This window comes from Bacillus cereus group sp. MYBKT111-2 (genome assembly GCF_051915205.1).
GTDB lineage: Bacteria > Bacillota > Bacilli > Bacillales > Bacillaceae_G > Bacillus_A > Bacillus_A paranthracis.
Genome location: NZ_JBQAEG010000004.1, coordinates 62,961 through 80,501 on the forward strand (window position 1 = coordinate 62,961; position 17,541 = coordinate 80,501).

A 17,541-nucleotide genomic window follows, 5' to 3' on the forward strand; every position below is an offset into this window, starting at 1 on the left:
CCCATTATTTAAGAAATTGTCATACAAGAACCTGGACCACCTGCAAATGATAAACCACAGCTTCCTTGCTCGCTGTATAAATCTGCCACTTGTTCACGATGAGATGTCGGGATGACGAAGCGATCTTTATATTTTGCAATGGCAAGAAGACGATACATATCTTCTACATCCTGTTTCGTTAAACCAAGTTCTTTTAATACAGCTTCATTTGGTTCTTTATTAATTTGCAGTGCTCTCATATGCGTTCGCATAACAGCCATTTTTTTCAATGTAAGTCGAATGTGTGATTCATCTCCTGCAGTGAGTAGATTCGCTAAATATTGAATTGGAATACGCATATTATCGATAGCAGGGAAAATCTCTTCTGCTTGCCAGTTACTACCTTTCCCTTCCACCATATTCATAATTGGGCTAAGCGGCGGAATATACCAAACCATTGGCATTGTACGATACTCTGGATGAAGAGGTAGAGCAATTTTCCAATCGGTAATCATTTTATAGATTGGTGACTGTTGTGCCGCTTTAATCCACTCTTCAGGAATGCCTTGTTTTTTCGCTTCAGCTGCTACTTCTGGATCATTTGGATCTAAGAAAACAGTAAGCTGAGATTCGTATAAATCTTTTTCATTTTCAACTGAAGCTGCTTCTTTTACTTTGTCAGCGTCATATAGCATTACCCCAATATATCTGATACGTCCGACACATGTTTCCGAACAAATTGTTGGCATACCAGCTTCAATACGCGGGAAACACATTGTACATTTTTCCGCTTTATTCGTTTGCCAGTTAAAATACACTTTTTTATATGGGCAAGATGATACGCAGAATCTCCATGCACGACATGCATTTTGATCTACAAGAACAATCCCATCTTCTTCACGTTTATACATCGCACCAGATGGACAAGACGATACGCAAGATGGATTCATACAATGTTCACATATGCGTGGTAAATACATCATAAAAACATTTTCAAAATCTGTTTTAATTTCTTCTTCCATTTTCTTTACGTTCGGGTCTTGCAATCCTGTTATATGTCCGCCCGCTAAATCATCTTCCCAGTTTGGGCCCCATTCAATTTTATCGATAAATTCGCCTGTAATTGCTGATTTCGGACGAGCAACTGGCTGATGCTTACGCTGCGGACTATTTGTTAACGTTTCATAATCATAGTTCCAAGGTTCAAAGTAATCATCAATTGTTGGTTGATCTGGATTGTGAAAAATATTCATAAGGCGCTTCATTTTCGAACCGGATTTCAGCTGAATTTCACCATTTTTCAATTCCCAGCCACCTTTATATTTCTCCTGATCTTCCCATTGCTTCGGATAACCAATGCCAGGTTTCGTTTCTACGTTATTGAAATACATATATTCAGCACCTGGACGATTTGTCCAGGTGTTTTTGCACGTTACGCTACAAGTATGGCAGCCGATGCATTTATCTAGGTTCATTACCATTCCGACTTGTGCTTTAATCTTCAAGCCAATCTACCTCCTTCAGTTTGCGAATTACAACGTTTAAATCGCGCTGGTTCCCAGTTGGACCATAATAGTTAAATCCATAACTTAATTGACCGTATCCACCAATCATATGTGTCGGTTTTACGTGAATTCGAGTTGGACTATTATGCGTTCCCCCGCGATTACTTGTTAATTTCGTTCCAGGTACGTTAATGTGGCGATCTTGCGCATGGTGCATAAACGCCATTCCTCTCGGTATACGGTGCGTTACAACTGCACGTGCTACAACAACACCGTTACGGTTAAAGCACTCAATCCAATCATTATCTGCAACACCAGCTTCTTCAGCATCTTCTTTATTCATCCAAACAGTTGGACCACCTCTAAATAGCGTTAACATCGGTAATGAATCAAAGTACATACTATGAATGGACCACTTATTATGCGGTGTTAAATAGTTTAGTGTAATCTCTTTCCCTTCTACTTCAGGTCGTGATTTACGGAACGGTTTATGTTGCAGAATTGGTTTAAATGTTGCCATCGTTTCACCAAATTCTTTCATCATGTCATGATCTAAATAGAAAGATTGTCGTCCAGTGATTGTTCTCCAAGGGATGAGACGTTCTACATTTGTTGTAAATGGTGAGTAACGGCGCCCACCTTTTTCAGAACCTGTAAAGGCTGGAGAAGTAATTACTGTTTTTGGCTGCGCTGTAATTTGTTCAAATGTGAAGCATTCTTCTTCACGTTCTTCTGCTAAATCACGTAATTTTAAATCTGTTTGTTTTTCAAGTGCTTCCCATGCTTTTACAGCCATATGACCATTTGTTGTAGAAGAAAGCGTTAATACCGCTTCAGCAGCATTGATTGCTTCTTTTATGTCTGGACAACCTTTCGCAATAGAATCCGTCCGAACGACTCCTAATCGGCTCTTTAATTGCTCATATTCTTTTTCTGCCGACCAAGAAATTCCTTTCGTACCAATCGGTTGTTTCCCGGCATTTGGTCCAAGTGCTGTCATTTTGTCATAAATCGTTTTATAATCCCTTTCGACAACATGAATTTGCGGCATCGTTTTACCTGGTATTGGTTCACACTCACCTTTGCTCCAATCTTTAATCTTACCAAGTGGTTGTGCTAATTCTTGCGGTGTATCATGAAGAAGTGGTGTTGCAACAACTTCTTTCATTGGTTCAAGATCAATTTTCTCTGCTAAATCTGACACAGCTTTAGAAAGTGAAGTGAAAATATCCCAGTCAGAACGTGCTTCCCATGGTGAACCGATTGCCGGATTAAATGGATGTACAAATGGATGCATATCTGTACTGCTTAAATCGTGTTTTTCATACCAAGTTGAAGCCGGTAAGACGATATCAGAATAAAGCGCTGTTCCAGCCATACGGAAATCTAAATTAATGAGCAAATCAAGCTTCCCTTCTGGCGCTTCTTCATGCCATTTCATTTCTTCTGGTCGTAATGAATCACTATCATCATTCATTAATCCGTTCGTTGTACCTAATAAATGTTTTAAGAAATATTCGTGTCCTTTACCAGAACTTGAAATTAAGTTTGCACGCCAAACGAATAAGTTGCGCGGGAAGTTATTTTTATTATCTGGATCTTCAATCGCAAATTTTAGTTCTTTTTCTTTTAGTTTTTGTGCAACGTATTTTCCGATTTCTTCTTGCGTTGTTGCACCAGCAGCAACAGCTTCTTTATATAGTTCAATTCCATTTTTCTCGAATGTCGGATACGAAGGTAACCAGCCAAGTCGTGCCGCTAATACGTTGTAATCACCGTGATGTTGATAACGAGAGTTGCCTTCGACTGGTGATGCTAAATGTCCAACTGGTGTATCTTCATAACGCCATTGATCTGTTACGAAATAGAAGAAAGATGTACCGTTTTGTAATTTTGGTGGCCCTTGCCAATCTTTTGCCATTGCGATTGTTTGCCATCCTTCTGCTGGTCGTAATTTTTCTTGCCCAACGTAATGCGCCCAGCCACCGCCGTTTACACCTTGCGCTCCGACAAGAAGAACAAGATTTAAAACTGCGCGATAAATTGTATCAGAGTTAAACCAATGGTTAATACCAGCTCCGACAATAATCATTGAGCGACCGTTCGTATCAACAGCATTTTGTGCGAACTCACGAGCGATTTGAATGATTAGATCTCGTTTCACTCCCGTCATTTTCTCTTGCCATGCAGGTGTAAACGGCACGTCATCATTGAAGTCTTTCGGCTCTTGTCCACCAAGCCCTCGGTTCACACCGTAATTTGCTAACGTTAAGTCATATACAGTAGTAACGAACACTTCGCCCTCTTCTGTCATAACCTTTTTCACTGGAATTGTACGTTCTAATACTTTGTTTCCATTATCAGAGAAGTACGGGATTTGCACCGTTTGAACACTATCTTCCATTCCAAGTAAAGAAAGACGTGGATCAATCTTTTCGCCTGTTTCTTCATCTTCTAAACGTAAATTCCATTTCTTTTCGTTATCCCAACGTGACCCCATTGTGCCATGAGGTGTTGCAAAATCATTCGTGTTCTCGTTCCAAAGTACAGGTTTCCATTCTCCTAACTTTGTTTCGCGTCCAATATCAGAAGCATTTAAGAATCGATCCGCAACGAATTGGTCTCCTTTTTGTTTCAATGTAACGAAGAAAGGAAAATCAGTATATTGCTTCGCATACTTTGTGAAGTATTCCACTTGATTATCTACGTAAAATTCTTGTAAGATCACGTGCCCCATTGCCATCGCAAGTGCACCGTCTGTACCTTGTTTCACACTAATCCAATCATCCGCAAACTTTGTTGACTCAGCAAAATCAGGACTGACAGAAACGACTTTCGTTCCTTTATATCGAACCTCCGCTAAAAAGTGTGCGTCTGGTGTTCTTGTCATCGGTACATTTGAACCCCATGTCATAATGTAACCAGAGTTATACCAGTCACTACTTTCTGGTACATCTGTTTGATCACCCCAAATTTGCGGAGAAGCTGGTGGTAAATCTGCGTACCAATCATAGAAACTAAGCATCGGTCCACCCATAAGTTGCATAAAGCGGCTGCCTGCAGCATGACTTAACATCGACATAGCTGGAATTGGTGAAAAGCCAACATTTCGGTCTGGACCGTATTTCATTACTGTATATAATAATGAAGCTGAAACGAGTTGTAACACTTCATCCCAATTCGCACGAACGAATCCCCCTTTACCACGTGCCTGCTTATACTTGCGTGCTTTTTCAGGGTTTTCCACAATACTTTTCCAAGCATCTAATGGTGATTCATTATTTTGTAATTCCTCTTGCCACATACTCCAAAGAACACCACGTACATACGGATATTTCACACGAAGTGGACTATAAATGTACCAAGAAAAACTCGCTCCACGTGGACATCCTCGTGGTTCAAAGTCAGGCATATCTGGACCTGTTGTTGGATAGTTAAGCTCCTGTCCTTCCCAAGTTACAATTCCATCTTTCACATAAATGTTCCAACTACATGAACCAGTACAGTTCACACCATGTGTAGAACGAATTACTTTATCATGCTGCCAACGCTTTCTGTACACATTTTCCCATTCACGATCTTCATATGTTTCTTGTGTATGATTATCGTTATAACGATCTATTGGTGAAAAATATTTTAAACGTCTCATTAGTGCTGAAGGTTTCTTCTTCATACTGTTCACTCCTTTAATACGTCTCTCTTACATACCCTTACTATAAGAGAGGTTGTAAAATACAGATGTGACATTTCGCACAGTTCAAGAGATTGTCAAAAATTCAGTAGAAAATAAGTTTGTGAGAAGATCTTTTGTTTTGTTATGAAGATTTATAGTAAATCTTGATTAATAGAAGAATAGTATTTTGAGGTATTGACTATTTTGCAAAAGAAAAACGTAGGAGAAACTCCTACGTTTTTCTTTATAAATATAGGAAACAGCCATTTGAATGCATTTATAAAACTAGAAATCATTATTTACCATATTGCCCTTAGTTACTGAAACAATTATACTAGATGTAATCAGAATAAATAATCTGAATATTCTTAGAATTAAAGGTAATAGTTTTATACTCGCACATAGAGAGGTACGTTCTATTTTCCACTAAATAGATTAGAAAACGATAATAACATTAGGAGGATTACGATGCACCAACTTGATTCATTACATCCCATTATAGAAAAAATAATTAACAATATTGAAAAATTAATGGTCGGAAAAAGAAAAGAAACGATTTTAGCTTTGACAGCTCTCTTAGCTGAAGGTCATGTACTATTAGAAGATGTTCCTGGCGTTGGGAAAACAATGTTAGTACGCGCTCTTTCTAAATCTATTGATGCTGATTACAAGCGAATTCAATTCACACCTGATTTACTACCGTCAGATGTAACAGGTGTTTCTATTTACAATCCGAAAGAGCTCCAATTCGAGTTCAAGCCTGGACCAATCATGGGGAATTTTATACTTGCTGATGAAATTAATCGTACATCTCCCAAAACACAATCTGCCTTACTTGAAAGTATGGAAGAAGGCAATATTACAATAGATGGTATGACAAGACCGTTACCAAAACCATTCTTTGTAATGGCTACACAAAATCCAGTCGAATATGAGGGAACATATCCTTTACCAGAAGCCCAGCTCGATCGTTTCTTATTGAAGCTAAAAATGGGATATCCTTCACCAGAAGAAGAATTTGAAGTTTTAAACCGGATGGAAAAACCAAATCCCCTCTCCCTTTTACAAGCTATTACTACAATAGAAGAATTACTTTATTTGCAACAAAGCGCACGGGAAATAAGCATGGACAAAGCAATCAAGCATTACATTGTAAAGCTTGTTAGTCAAACTCGCTCTTATAGTTCTATACAACTAGGTGCAAGTCCACGTGGCTCGATTGCTTTAATGAAAGCTTCACAAGCTTATGCATTCATCCATGGCAGAAATTATGTTATTCCAGACGATGTTAAATTTTTAGCTCCTTACGTGTTAGCTCACAGACTCATTCTAAAAATGGAAGCAAAATTTGAAGGAATAACAGGGGAACAAGTTATTTCAAAAATCGTTGCGCGAACTACCGTGCCGACTCAAAGGAAGATGAACCTTTGATGAAACGCATGCTACGAGCACTATATCACGTTTTGAAGTTATTACTAATCCCTTTATGCCTAGTGTTAACATTTGTGTACGCTATGCTTCAAGGAGGATTTGTAAGTTGGTTTTTATTTTACAGTATGGTTCCTATTGGCCTTTATTCATTATTATTCCCCTTCTACGCTTTACGGGGTGCTGAAGTAAAAAGAATAACAAATCAAAACGATTATGTAGCAGGAGAACGATTTGTAAGCACGATTACAATAAAAAGAAAATTTCCTTTCCCCTTACTTTATTTAGTTATAGAAGATGAACTGCCACCACACCTTACAAGTTGTAGACAAACAAAGATGAATAAAACAATACTCTTTCCAGGATTAAAACGAAATTTTTCGTTTCAATATGCAATTGACACAATCCCTAGAGGAGAGCACACTTTTTCAAGCATACGCGTCAAAACTGGTGATCTATTCGGTATGATGGAGAAAGAAGTAACTTTTTCAGTTCCGGATACATTTTTAGTCTATCCTCAGTATGTAGATATAACGTATCAGCAATTGGAAAACCATTTCGAGCAAGGAGCGCTCTCAGCAAATATAAATTTCACAAAAGACTCTACCATTTCTGTCGGTGTGAGAGACTATAAACCTGGTGACCGCTTTTCATGGATTGATTGGAAAGCAACTGCAAGAACAAACAACATTATGACGAAAGAGTTTGAACAACAGCGCAGCCATAATATTATGATATTCATAGACAGAACTGAGTCTCCTCTATTCGAATCAGTCGTCACATTTACTGCCTCTATTGTCAGGGCTGTATTGAAGCAAAATTCACCAGCGTCATTTGTGTCTGTCGGAAAAGAACGAACTTTTTTCCCTTTAGACAATGGAGATAGTCAGTTGCAGCAAATCTTTTGTCATTTAGCGAAAGTACAAGCGGACAGTGTATTCCCGCTCTCCCGGAGTGTAGAAATGGAATTAAGAAAAGTTTATGAGCCCGTAACAATTATACTCGTGACAAGCGATCTTTCTCCCGATATTCAAAAGGCAGCTGACTATGCCGCTATACAAAATAGAAAATTACTAGTTTTTATTGTAAAAGAAAAACCGAATCAACTCTCACATCGAGAACTCAGTGTTTTAGAAACTCTACAAAAACGAAAAATATTTGTAAATGTGGTTTATGAAAACCGATATACAAATGTGTTTTTTGAGGTGAGCAAATGATAACATTACAGACAAAAAAACAATGGGATATGACTAGATTCTTCATGCATGCATGCGCATTTCTACTTTTACTAGAATGGATACGACCCCTTATAGGTATTACAAACGTAGGTAGATTAGATATTTTTGTAATATTTATAGGAATTTGCTTCACACTCTCTTTTTTTCAAACAAAGTGGCAGATTCCGATAAAGATCGTGACAATTTTATTCATCATTCATCTCCTATATTATAAAAATATTTTTATAAATCCGTCTTGGCTAACGAAATTTTTTACTGATATTTCTCGAAATTCCTCCCTGTTATTCCAGGGGAATTTGCTAGATATTTCTCCAGTTTTTCCAACCGTTTTATTTTTTCTATCATTTTGGTTTTTGAGTGCTTTCATCTCTTTTTGGTTGATTCATAAAAAGCGTGGATTGTTATTTCTTATATTGACTATTATTTATATCACAATTTTTCATAACTTACATTTATACAATGCAAACTACGCTATTATTCGTACCGTTGTCATCGGCTTTTTTATGCTGAGTCTTCTTCGCATAGAACGTATAAAAGAGAGTGAACACTTACAAAATTATGCTAGAGAAATCTCAAAATTACTTAAACCTCTTTCAGTATTTATTGTATTGTCAGCAACCATCGCATACTTCGCTCCAAAATTTGGTCCTCAATGGCCAAACCCAATGGATTTTTTACAATTCAACACATCTGAAGCAAGTAAACAGCAAGAAGTTTCTAAAATTGGGTATGGTTTAGATGACTCACGATTAGGTGGTCCTTTTAAAGCAGATCCTACAATTGTTTTTACAGCAGCAACGCAAAACAAACAATATTGGAGAGTAGAAACAAAAGATTTTTATACCGGAAAAGGTTGGGAAGTTTCTGAAAATCAAAAGAAGGTTACTTTTAAAAATAAAAACGACGTCGTGAGTTGGTACGAACAAAATACAAAAACAGAGACAACTAAGGCAACAATCACCATGCAAAAAAGGTATCCGCACCTTACCTATCCAGCAGGGTTAGTATCAGTTGAGGCTTCTTCCGATGTATCATACAGCGTTGACCCATTTTCAGAAAAAATCTATACGATGGACGGAGACTCTTCCACTACTTTACATTCTTATAAAGTAACATATGAGGTCCCGGAGTTTTCCATAGAAAACTTAAAAGCTGTAAAAACGAATGAAGGTCAAGAAACAAATCCTTATTTCATGACAAAGTACACGCAACTTCCAGAAGCATTACCGCAGCGAGTAAGAGACTTAGCTAGTAGTCTAACAAAGGATAAAGACACCCGATACGATAAAGTATTAGCTATTGAAAACTATTTCACCGACCATTCTTTTATATATGAAACAACGAATGTCTCATTCCCTGCCAAAAACCAAGATTATGTAGATCAATTTCTTTTCGATACAAAAAGTGGCTACTGTAATAATTTCTCGACATCTATGATCGTGTTACTTCGTTCTGCTGGAATTCCCGCTCGCTGGGTAAAAGGTTATACAGAAGGAACTCTTGATAATACGCTTGTGGGTGCTGAAGGTGAGGATGTTTATAAAATCGCGAACGATAACGCACACTCTTGGGTCGAAGTATACTTCCCTGGATACGGATGGATTCCATTTGAACCGACAAAAGGATTTACGAATCCCTATAATTTTACAAATAATACTCCTGCTCCTACTTTACAAAATAACGAAGTATATAATTCTAATAACGAACCAATACAACAACGAAACAATGAAGCAAAGCTCAAAAGTTTAATAGAAGATACAGAAGAAGCTTCTACTAAAAAGATTCCAAATTCTAAAAATGGATTTTCTTGGTGGTACGTATTCCTCTCTACAATACCGATTAGTATTATAGGATACATTCTATTCATCACTAGAATGAAATGGATTACGCTTTTTATCATTCATTTCTATAAATATCGAAAAGATGATGCCGTTTATACAAAAGCTTACGATTCTCTCCTAAAACAATTTGCGCGAATTGGTATACGACGAGATGAGAGTCAAACATTCCGAGAATATGCTCTCCATGTTGATACACTTTACAACTCGGCCGATATGCAACAACTTACTTTCAGTTATGAGAATGCTATGTATCAAAAAGGACAAGCCGCAGCAGAATGGAAAAAATCCGTACACTTATGGGAAGTGCTTATGAAAAAAGCTGCTTCTCCACCTAAATCAAATGACTTCCATTCAGCGATTTAATATTGACAATGTGAATGTAAATAAAATGCCTCAAAGAACAAAATAGTTCTTTGAGGCATTTTTTAATAAAGTGAAACTCCTAGTTATTCGCCAAGTACCTTCTCAATCTCAACCTCTAAATCCACCGGCTTCGTCTGCGGTGCAAAACGCCCTACTACTTTTCCGTCTTTTCCAATTAGAAATTTTGTAAAGTTCCATTTTACTGCTTTCATACCGAGTAAACCTGGTGCTTGTTCTGTCATGTATGTATACAGAGGATGAGCCTTATCACCTTTTACATCAATTTTTGCAAACATTGGGAAGTTTACACCGTAGTTTAATTCACAAAAACTTGTAATATCTGCTTCTGTACCTGGTTCTTGTCCTCCGAATTGGTTACATGGGAAACCGAGTATTTCTAGCCCTTGTTCTTTATATTTATCATATACTTCTTGTAATCCTTTATATTGCGGTGTAAACCCGCATTTACTAGCTACATTTACAATAAGAAGTGCTTTTCCTTCGTAATCTTTTAACGATTTTTCTTCACCTGTAATTGTTTTAGCTGAAAAATCATAAATTGTCATTGTTCCTGCCCCTCTCTACACTATCATTCTATGTTTATACTATACTACATTCGTGAATATACAGCTCTTATTACGTATTTCTCCTTACAATTGAAAGCGCTTTATTTTCGTTCGAAAATTCGACACAAATTACTAGACTTTTATGATGGAAAGTTTTACAATTGAATTGTGAACAAAATGTGACAGTTTATATTCTATTATTATAGAAAAGGATGGTGTTCAATATGAAAACTGCACAACATGAAACGATTTCAAATCGCGAGTTTTATTTCGTACTATATATGATGTTATTGTATGTGATTGGCTGGGTAATCGATGTAAATGGTTTATTTTTAAGCTCCTACTTTAATTTAGCGGGAGAGATTATGCTTCCATTAGTTGGCGGCATTGTTGGACTATTCGTTATGTCTATTAATAAACAACAAAGACAATAAGAACATTACAAAAAGGCAGAAGACGAAACTTTCGTTTTCTGCCTTTTTGTATTTTTAGCGTATAATAGTTACATACCGTATATAAGGAGTGGTAAAGATGAAAAAAGTAGAACAATTATCTTCTCACCTATATCTGATTGATGATTTTGATTTACAACATAATGAACGAACTGGTACGTACGTTTTATTAGGTGATGATATTACTTTAATTGAAACTTGTGCAGCCCCTTCTCTTCCGTATATTTTAGACGGCTTACAACAATTACATATTGATTTAAACGAAGTTAAAAACATTATCGTTACACATGTTCATTTGGATCACGCCGGTGCTGCTGGTTTAATGATGGAAAAATGCCCAAATGCTACTTTATATGTGCATTCTCGCGGTGCTCGTCATATGATTGACCCAACAAAACTCATTTTAGGTGCAAAAGCTGTGTACAAAGAAGATTTCGATAAACTTTTTGATCCAATTCTTCCAATTGAAGAAGAACGTGTTCATATTGTACAACATGGTGATACGTTACAAATTGCAGAAGACCGCATCCTTACATTTTATGATACACCGGGACATGCAAAGCACCATATTAGCATTCACGATTCATTAACAAACGGCATTTTTACTGGCGATACAATTGGAATTTATTATAGAGAACTCGCAGACCTTGGTGTAGAACTGTATCTACCATCAACGTCCCCTTCACAATTCCAACCAGATGCGATGATTGCTTCTAAAAATCATATTCAAAGTATGAATGTAGATACTATTTATTTCGGCCATTACGGCGCATCATCCAATGTTACAGAAGTATATAAGCAACTAGAACATTGGTTACCTATTTTCGTTCATACTGGTAAAGAGGTCTTTGAAAAATATAATGATTTCGATGAGGCTACTAAAGCTTTGCAAACTGTATTAATGGATAAGGTCTCTTCTCACCTTACAAAGTTAAACGTTCCATCAGATCATTCCGTTTATAACATTTTACATCTAGATATAGAAATTAGTGCGATGGGCATTATAGATTATTTCACGAAGCAAGAAAAAGCAAACACCACTATTAAATAACCGTAAAAGAAGAGATATACAACAGTAGTTATTGTATATCTCTTCTTTTTTTGAATATATTTTGAGTAAAGGATGGTGAAATATAATGCAAAAAGTGATGCTATACCTCTGCTTTACATTATTTATCGTCTTATTATTATTTATCGGAGTGAAAATTCAATTTTATTTAGATACAGACGCACAAGTAAACTTTAACGTTTATCCAAGATTATTCTACTTTACACTCTTCCCTCTTATCGTTGGCATTTTATTACGATTCCTTCAATCTATTAATCGCGAAACGAGTAAAAAAAACTGGAGCTTTCAAACGGATAAATTTATTGCAATTACGTTGCCTACGCTATTCATTTCCTTTTCTCCAGCTCTACTCTTTTCACCAGTTGGTGCATACCTACCTTATATAACTAATATTATTCTTATCAATACAACTTTTGTTACGATAATTAGTTTAATAGCTGGTTATTCCCTTTTAGATTGTTTTATACAAAAGGATCCTGTGAATAGCAAAAATGAAGAATGATTCTGTGCTCCCTTGTTTCTCGCTGCTACATTTATAAAATAACAAAAAAACTCTTAGTTACTTTTAAATACAAACACTTATCATATAATAAAAATGGAATGCTTTACTTACTATATATTTAGGAGGGGATTGTAATGACTTATGGATTTAATGACCATTATCGACAACAAACTGGAGTCCATCCTGTTTTAGATCAAATTTTAAATAATTGGAGTGGAGATCAGAAAAAAACAGTTTACGCTTTAATTAATAAATACGGTTTACCCAGTGACGCCAGTACTAGAATGATAATTTGGCACAATAATGGACCATGGAAGCGCACTGTGGTTTACCTCGACCCAGTTCCTCATAACTTTCCAACACCTCATCTTGACTATTTAGCACAAACGATTGATTTTAAAGCACCTATACAACTTTTAGATGAATTAACGAAATTTGATGGTAGTTTATATTTAGATCGTACTGCTGGTGAAGCAACTGCTAAATGTGACCTAGAAGCTGCTAACTTTATGGCTTTAAACTTAATGTATGATATTGTTACCGGGAAGCGCACTGCAGAAGATGCTCGCCGTTTTGCAGTTGAAATTGAAAAACAACTACGATTACAAGGACAATCCTCACCATATTTTGAAAGATTTTTATTCCCACAGCAAAGCCATACAGCTGATCCAGATATATCTTATTTTTAAAAATATACTCCTCACCCAAAATACATGCGAACATTATATTTCTTAACTAAACAAGGAGAACCTGAGTTTTCACAGGTTCTCCCTTTCTATTTAACCAGTTCATCCACATACTCCATAAACTGCTCCGCTTTCATAAATCTTTCTTTATATGCCTCAGGTATTTCTTCTACTTTTATTGCACCAGTTGATTTTGTCTTCACTCGTACGATTTCATGTGTCATTAAAGCTTCCATATAGCGATCAAACTCTTCTTGCGTTAATACTTCCCTACTTGATTTATGACCATTTAATTTATCAAAGTATGGTTGAAGGCCCATACTTACCTTTTTCATTTCTTCTCTTTTTGCTGATGATAATGCATCATAATCAATATTACCGTTCGAATCTCCATACGCAAGCTTTGCATTCGTTAATTTCTTTAGTTCTTTTGTAAACACTTCATATTCTTTTGTACTCATTTCATCTTTCGCTTTTGATAGCTTTGCACTAAAACGCATGTACGCCTCTAATGTCATCGTTCCAGCATGTTTTTTTAAGTTTTCAAAAGACCCGTATATACCATCTGCCATAATAGATTGATATGCAAAACCAGTTGTCGGGATTAAAAACGCCGCTGCAAGTACTCCTGCGATAAGGCGTTTCTTCTTCTTACTTCCCCCACGCTTCATTTTTATTTGAACGATTACTTTTTCTTTTAACTCCGGCGGCGCAACAATCCCCTTCACTTCTTCTTGTATAGATTCTCGAACTCTACAATCTAAACTCATTTCACATTCCCTACCTCTCCTAAAAAGATTTCTTCTACTTGCTCTTTTTGACGTAGTTTCTTTAAAGCCGAATGAATTCTAGATTTCACAGTACCAATTGGAATATGTAATATTTCTGCTACTTCTTCTTGTGAGTAGTCGTGCAAGTACCTTAAAATAATAACTTGTTTCAATTTATACGGTAATTTATGAATAAGTTCGATTAGTTTTCGATTTGATATTTTACTTACAACATCGTTAGAAAAATCACTTTGTACCGGTTTTCTTTGCTCTTCTGCTTTTTTTATAATTCGTAGTCGCATCCACCTCTTTCTTCTATAAGAGTGAATTTGTTTAATTACAAGTCCAATTAGCCAAGGACGAAATGGCTTCTCGCTATCATACTTACGAAGCGATTCATATAGCTGTATGTATATTTCTTGAACGACATCATCTACATCCGCTTTATCATCTATTAAAAAATGTGCTGTCTTATATACTTCGTGAATCGTTACATCATATAATTCGCTATACGCTTCTTTATTTCCTGATAAAGTTAATTGGATCAAATCTGTATACACTGTTTCATCCTTCATATACCACCCCTCCTTTGTCTTACACTTTATATTGGCAAGTAATCTATATTTCGTTCGATTTTTTCAAAAGTTTTTTATATAAATTAATATAATGATTCAATACGTTCATAAGCTTCACTTATAACCTTGCATAACTATTATATAATTTTCCAATTCCTGATAAAGATTTAAAATGATTTATATAGTCAAATTTAGGGGGATAAATAATGAAAGCTATCATTGTAACATCGTTCGGTGGTCCTGAAGTGATGAAATATACAGATGTGGATATGCCGGTTATTTCAGAAAATCAAGTTTTAATTCGTGTTGTTGCTACTAGTGTAAATTTCGCTGATATTAAATCCCGTTATGGAAAAAAGGGAAATACAGCACTACCTTTTATACCTGGGATAGATGCCGCTGGTATTGTAGAACGTGTCGGCTCTCATGTGAAAAATATTTATCCTGGCCAACGTGTCATTGCATTTCCTCAAAATGGATCTTATGCAGAATATGTTGTCGCAAATGAAAATCTTACTTTCGTTTTACCTGATGAAGTTAATTTTCAAACTGCAGCTGCTTGTCCGATCATATCTTTCACAAGCTATAATTTACTTGCAAATGTAGCAAGGCTTCAACAAGGTGAATCTGTACTCATTCATGCAGCTGCTGGTGGAATTGGCACTACTGCTATTCAACTTGCAAAACTATTAGGGGCTGGAAAAGTTATCGGTACTGTCGGAAGTGAAGCAAAAAAAGAAATTGCTTTAGATGCCGGAGCTGATTATGTTATTTGTCATCAAGATGAAGATTTTGTAGAGAAAGTCAATGAGCTGACAAATAGAGAGGGCGTAAATATAATTTTAGACTCTATTTCTGGAACTGTTTCGGAAAGAAGTTTAAAATGTCTTGCTTATTACGGTCGCCTCGTTCATTTCGGTAATGCTAGTGGTGAAATTGGCAATTTTCAAACGAAAGATTTACATGCAAGTTGCCGTTCTATACTCGGTTTTAGCTTTGGAACTACACGAAAAAAACGTCCTGAACTACTCCAAGAAACTGCAAATGAAGTTTTCCGTTATTTGCGTGACGGACGTTTGCAAATGAAGGCTACAAAATCTTTTCCACTCCAAGATGCAGGGAAAGCACATGAATGGGTCGAAAGTAGAAAAAGTACAGGGAAAGTAATACTAACTGTTCAGTCCTCCTCCTGAAATGAATACTTGAAACCGAGGTGTCATTCATGGGATCACGAATTATGCATGCTATTATCGCTAACGGTATTGCCGAAAAACTATGTATTCGAGATAGAACTTCTTTCATACTCGGAGGTGTAGCACCTGATGCGGTTCATTCAGCAGAAGAAAAAGGAACTTCACACTTTTACGCTGGCACAACGAAAAATTATACGAGAAGGATAGCTTTTAATTCTTTTTTTCAAAAATATAAAGCTCAAATGGATTCCCCTTTTCTCTTAGGCTATTACACTCACCTCATTGCTGATGATAATTGGCTAAGCGGCTTTTTTCTTCCTTGGTTAAAAAATAGAATAGAAAATGATGAAACGATCGCACCCCTGTACTATAACGATTTTAAATTGTTAAATGCAAAGTTGCTTCATCATTATGATAAAGAACAACAGCTCTTCTCGCTTCTCAATCAAGATGCTCACATTGTCGATATTGAAGAGGTTTCTAAAGAAAATGTTTTAGAATTTCGAAAATATCTTTTTGAAGATATGTTGTATCCAGAGCAACATTTGCATGAAGACTTACAGGTGTTTACGTTTAATCAAATTGTCGGTTATATGGAAACCGCTATTGAAAAAGGAACATTTTTTATTAAACAACTCTCTCATGATAAATTCATTTCAAAGATTTAATCCCCCTCAATATGTTTGAGGGGGATTTTCACATAACAATATTATTATCGGTTCTTTTCCATAACCGCAAAATAATTCCCCTCACTATCAGCAAAGTTAAATACTTTACCAGAAGGCATAGTTACCATTTCGCCAACAGTAACATTTTTATTTTTTAAATCTGCATATAATTGATCAAGATTTTCTGAGAAGAACATTAAAGACGGTGTACCAAGATTCAATTCTGGGCTCATCTTAGAGATAACTTCTTTATTATGTAATATAATGCTCGTTTCAGCACCGTTAGTTGGAGCGATTTCAATCCATCTCATTCCTTGTTTATTATCTTCCTCTGCAACTACATGAAATCCTACCTTTTCCGTCCAAAAATTTACTGCCTCATCTTGATTATTTACATATAACATAATTTGTCCTACTTTATGGATCATTGCATTTCCCCCTAATGGTTTTTATATTCTATGTAGCTTTCTACAAATACTATCGTTATTCCTTTTGAGTTGGTATGTACTTCTTTGCAAAATTTATCGACTGACTCATCCCATCCAGTTCATCAAAATAATCATTTCTTTCAATCATGTTATATCCATTGAATCCAATTTCATCTAATACCTTGAAGAATATATCGAAATCCACTTCACCATTTCCTACTGCTACTTCAATATACTTACTTGAACTATCGCTTTTCACTTCTGTACAATCTTTAATATGAGTTTGTACTATATAATCTTTTAATAGCAATAAACCTTCTACCGGATTTTCATTTACATCACTAATTAAATTTGCTGGGTCAAAGTTAACCGCTAATCCTTTTGAATTTATATTTTCTAAAAACCGCTTTAACACTATCGCTTTTTCAGATCCCGTCTCAATGGCGAAGAATCCTCCAAATCTGAACGCTAAGTCCCCTATTTCATTACAAACACGTAGCATTTTATCATAGTGCTCACTATTTTCATCATCAGGGATTTTCCCAATATGGGCTGTTACTATGTTAGCTCCTAACCTTAACCCTTTATCACTTGATTACAAATAA

The 17,541-nt window shown here is 36.0% G+C and carries 15 protein-coding genes and 1 pseudogene; 9 read left to right on the forward strand and 7 right to left on the reverse strand.

Annotation, left to right across the window (positions count from 1 at the left end; translation table 11 throughout):
- Positions 1 to 8: 8 nt before the first annotated feature.
- Positions 9 to 1,484: a nitrate reductase subunit beta gene (gene narH / locus ACTFNE_RS12575; RefSeq protein WP_270705233.1), complete on the reverse strand. Its 1,476-nt coding sequence runs from the start codon at positions 1,482 to 1,484 to the stop codon at positions 9 to 11.
- A complete protein-coding gene (locus ACTFNE_RS12580; RefSeq protein WP_270705234.1) occupies positions 1,474 to 5,157 on the reverse strand; it encodes a nitrate reductase subunit alpha in 3,684 nt (1,227 codons plus the stop codon). The genes narH and ACTFNE_RS12580 overlap by 11 nt, the downstream gene beginning before the upstream one ends.
- A gap of 468 nt (positions 5,158 to 5,625) precedes the next feature.
- On the opposite strand from ACTFNE_RS12580, the gene ACTFNE_RS12585 reads away from it, so the two are divergent.
- The 3 genes from ACTFNE_RS12585 to ACTFNE_RS12595 are packed head-to-tail and all read left to right on the forward strand — an operon-like array spanning position 5,626 to position 10,027.
- Complete coding sequence (locus ACTFNE_RS12585) at positions 5,626 to 6,588, forward strand: AAA family ATPase (protein ID WP_270705235.1); 963 nt, start codon at positions 5,626 to 5,628, stop codon at positions 6,586 to 6,588.
- Entirely contained in the window at positions 6,588 to 7,802 is a 1,215-nt protein-coding gene (locus ACTFNE_RS12590; protein ID WP_270705236.1) for a DUF58 domain-containing protein, read from the forward strand. Before ACTFNE_RS12585 ends, ACTFNE_RS12590 begins: the two co-directional genes overlap by 1 nt.
- Entirely contained in the window at positions 7,799 to 10,027 is a 2,229-nt protein-coding gene (locus ACTFNE_RS12595; protein WP_270705237.1) for a transglutaminase TgpA family protein, read from the forward strand. Before ACTFNE_RS12590 ends, ACTFNE_RS12595 begins: the two co-directional genes overlap by 4 nt.
- Before the next feature lie 83 nt (positions 10,028 to 10,110).
- On the opposite strand, the gene bsaA is transcribed toward ACTFNE_RS12595, so the two are convergent.
- On the reverse strand, positions 10,111 to 10,593 hold the full coding sequence (gene bsaA, locus ACTFNE_RS12600; RefSeq protein WP_000158181.1) for a glutathione peroxidase: 483 nt from the start codon (positions 10,591 to 10,593) through the stop codon (positions 10,111 to 10,113).
- Positions 10,594 to 10,817: 224 nt separating this feature from the next.
- On the opposite strand from bsaA, the gene ACTFNE_RS12605 reads away from it, so the two are divergent.
- The 4 genes from ACTFNE_RS12605 to ACTFNE_RS12620 all read left to right on the forward strand — a co-directional run bounded on the left by ACTFNE_RS12605 (position 10,818) and on the right by ACTFNE_RS12620 (position 13,305).
- On the forward strand, positions 10,818 to 11,027 hold the full coding sequence (locus ACTFNE_RS12605) for a DUF3925 family protein (protein WP_000844978.1): 210 nt from the start codon (positions 10,818 to 10,820) through the stop codon (positions 11,025 to 11,027).
- Positions 11,028 to 11,124: 97 nt separating this feature from the next.
- The gene (locus ACTFNE_RS12610; RefSeq protein ID WP_000754987.1) at positions 11,125 to 12,096 is read left to right on the forward strand and encodes an MBL fold metallo-hydrolase; all 972 of its coding nucleotides are present in this window, start codon (positions 11,125 to 11,127) and stop codon (positions 12,094 to 12,096) included.
- Between the two features lie 85 nt (positions 12,097 to 12,181).
- On the forward strand, positions 12,182 to 12,616 hold the full coding sequence (locus ACTFNE_RS12615) for a hypothetical protein (protein WP_046197569.1): 435 nt from the start codon (positions 12,182 to 12,184) through the stop codon (positions 12,614 to 12,616).
- A 134-nt stretch (positions 12,617 to 12,750) separates the two neighbouring features.
- Positions 12,751 to 13,305 (forward strand): hypothetical protein, encoded by a 555-nt coding sequence (locus ACTFNE_RS12620; protein WP_046197570.1) that lies wholly within the window; start codon positions 12,751 to 12,753, stop codon positions 13,303 to 13,305.
- Positions 13,306 to 13,391: 86 nt separating this feature from the next.
- Here ACTFNE_RS12620 and ACTFNE_RS12625 read toward each other — a convergent pair whose 3' ends face one another.
- Positions 13,392 to 14,072: a DUF3600 domain-containing protein gene (locus ACTFNE_RS12625; protein WP_046197571.1), complete on the reverse strand. Its 681-nt coding sequence runs from the start codon at positions 14,070 to 14,072 to the stop codon at positions 13,392 to 13,394.
- A complete protein-coding gene (locus tag ACTFNE_RS12630; RefSeq protein WP_000651119.1) occupies positions 14,069 to 14,647 on the reverse strand; it encodes a sigma-70 family RNA polymerase sigma factor in 579 nt (192 codons plus the stop codon). The genes ACTFNE_RS12625 and ACTFNE_RS12630 overlap by 4 nt, the downstream gene beginning before the upstream one ends.
- Before the next feature lie 206 nt (positions 14,648 to 14,853).
- On the opposite strand from ACTFNE_RS12630, the gene ACTFNE_RS12635 reads away from it, so the two are divergent.
- A complete protein-coding gene (locus tag ACTFNE_RS12635; RefSeq protein ID WP_046197572.1) occupies positions 14,854 to 15,840 on the forward strand; it encodes a quinone oxidoreductase family protein in 987 nt (328 codons plus the stop codon).
- A gap of 29 nt (positions 15,841 to 15,869) precedes the next feature.
- Complete coding sequence (locus ACTFNE_RS12640; RefSeq protein WP_046197573.1) at positions 15,870 to 16,508, forward strand: hydrolase; 639 nt, start codon at positions 15,870 to 15,872, stop codon at positions 16,506 to 16,508.
- 44 nt (positions 16,509 to 16,552) lie between these two features.
- Here the strand turns inward: ACTFNE_RS12640 and ACTFNE_RS12645 are convergent, their stop codons facing one another.
- Both ACTFNE_RS12645 and ACTFNE_RS12650 read right to left on the reverse strand, forming a co-directional pair.
- Entirely contained in the window at positions 16,553 to 16,936 is a 384-nt protein-coding gene (locus ACTFNE_RS12645) for a VOC family protein (RefSeq protein WP_000581474.1), read from the reverse strand.
- Positions 16,937 to 16,991: 55 nt separating this feature from the next.
- Positions 16,992 to 17,528 (reverse strand): annotated as a pseudogene (locus ACTFNE_RS12650) (sugar phosphate isomerase/epimerase family protein); the annotation flags it as partial.
- Between the last annotated feature and the right edge of the window lie 13 nt (positions 17,529 to 17,541).

What these genes read in the sequence shown, in the direction of transcription:
- ACTFNE_RS12580 (WP_270705234.1), bottom strand. Translation starts at nt 5,157, where the DNA reads ATGAAGAAGAAACCTTCAGCACTAATGAGACGTTTAAAATATTTTTCA.
- ACTFNE_RS12585 (WP_270705235.1), top strand. Translation starts at nt 5,626, where the DNA reads ATGCACCAACTTGATTCATTACATCCCATTATAGAAAAAATAATTAAC.
- ACTFNE_RS12590 (WP_270705236.1), top strand. Translation starts at nt 6,588, where the DNA reads ATGAAACGCATGCTACGAGCACTATATCACGTTTTGAAGTTATTACTA.
- ACTFNE_RS12595 (WP_270705237.1), top strand. Translation starts at nt 7,799, where the DNA reads ATGATAACATTACAGACAAAAAAACAATGGGATATGACTAGATTCTTC.
- bsaA (WP_000158181.1), bottom strand. Translation starts at nt 10,593, where the DNA reads ATGACAATTTATGATTTTTCAGCTAAAACAATTACAGGTGAAGAAAAA.
- ACTFNE_RS12605 (WP_000844978.1), top strand. Translation starts at nt 10,818, where the DNA reads ATGAAAACTGCACAACATGAAACGATTTCAAATCGCGAGTTTTATTTC.
- ACTFNE_RS12610 (WP_000754987.1), top strand. Translation starts at nt 11,125, where the DNA reads ATGAAAAAAGTAGAACAATTATCTTCTCACCTATATCTGATTGATGAT.
- ACTFNE_RS12615 (WP_046197569.1), top strand. Translation starts at nt 12,182, where the DNA reads ATGCAAAAAGTGATGCTATACCTCTGCTTTACATTATTTATCGTCTTA.
- ACTFNE_RS12620 (WP_046197570.1), top strand. Translation starts at nt 12,751, where the DNA reads ATGACTTATGGATTTAATGACCATTATCGACAACAAACTGGAGTCCAT.
- ACTFNE_RS12625 (WP_046197571.1), bottom strand. Translation starts at nt 14,072, where the DNA reads ATGAGTTTAGATTGTAGAGTTCGAGAATCTATACAAGAAGAAGTGAAG.
- ACTFNE_RS12630 (WP_000651119.1), bottom strand. Translation starts at nt 14,647, where the DNA reads ATGAAGGATGAAACAGTGTATACAGATTTGATCCAATTAACTTTATCA.
- ACTFNE_RS12635 (WP_046197572.1), top strand. Translation starts at nt 14,854, where the DNA reads ATGAAAGCTATCATTGTAACATCGTTCGGTGGTCCTGAAGTGATGAAA.
- ACTFNE_RS12640 (WP_046197573.1), top strand. Translation starts at nt 15,870, where the DNA reads ATGGGATCACGAATTATGCATGCTATTATCGCTAACGGTATTGCCGAA.
- ACTFNE_RS12645 (WP_000581474.1), bottom strand. Translation starts at nt 16,936, where the DNA reads ATGATCCATAAAGTAGGACAAATTATGTTATATGTAAATAATCAAGAT.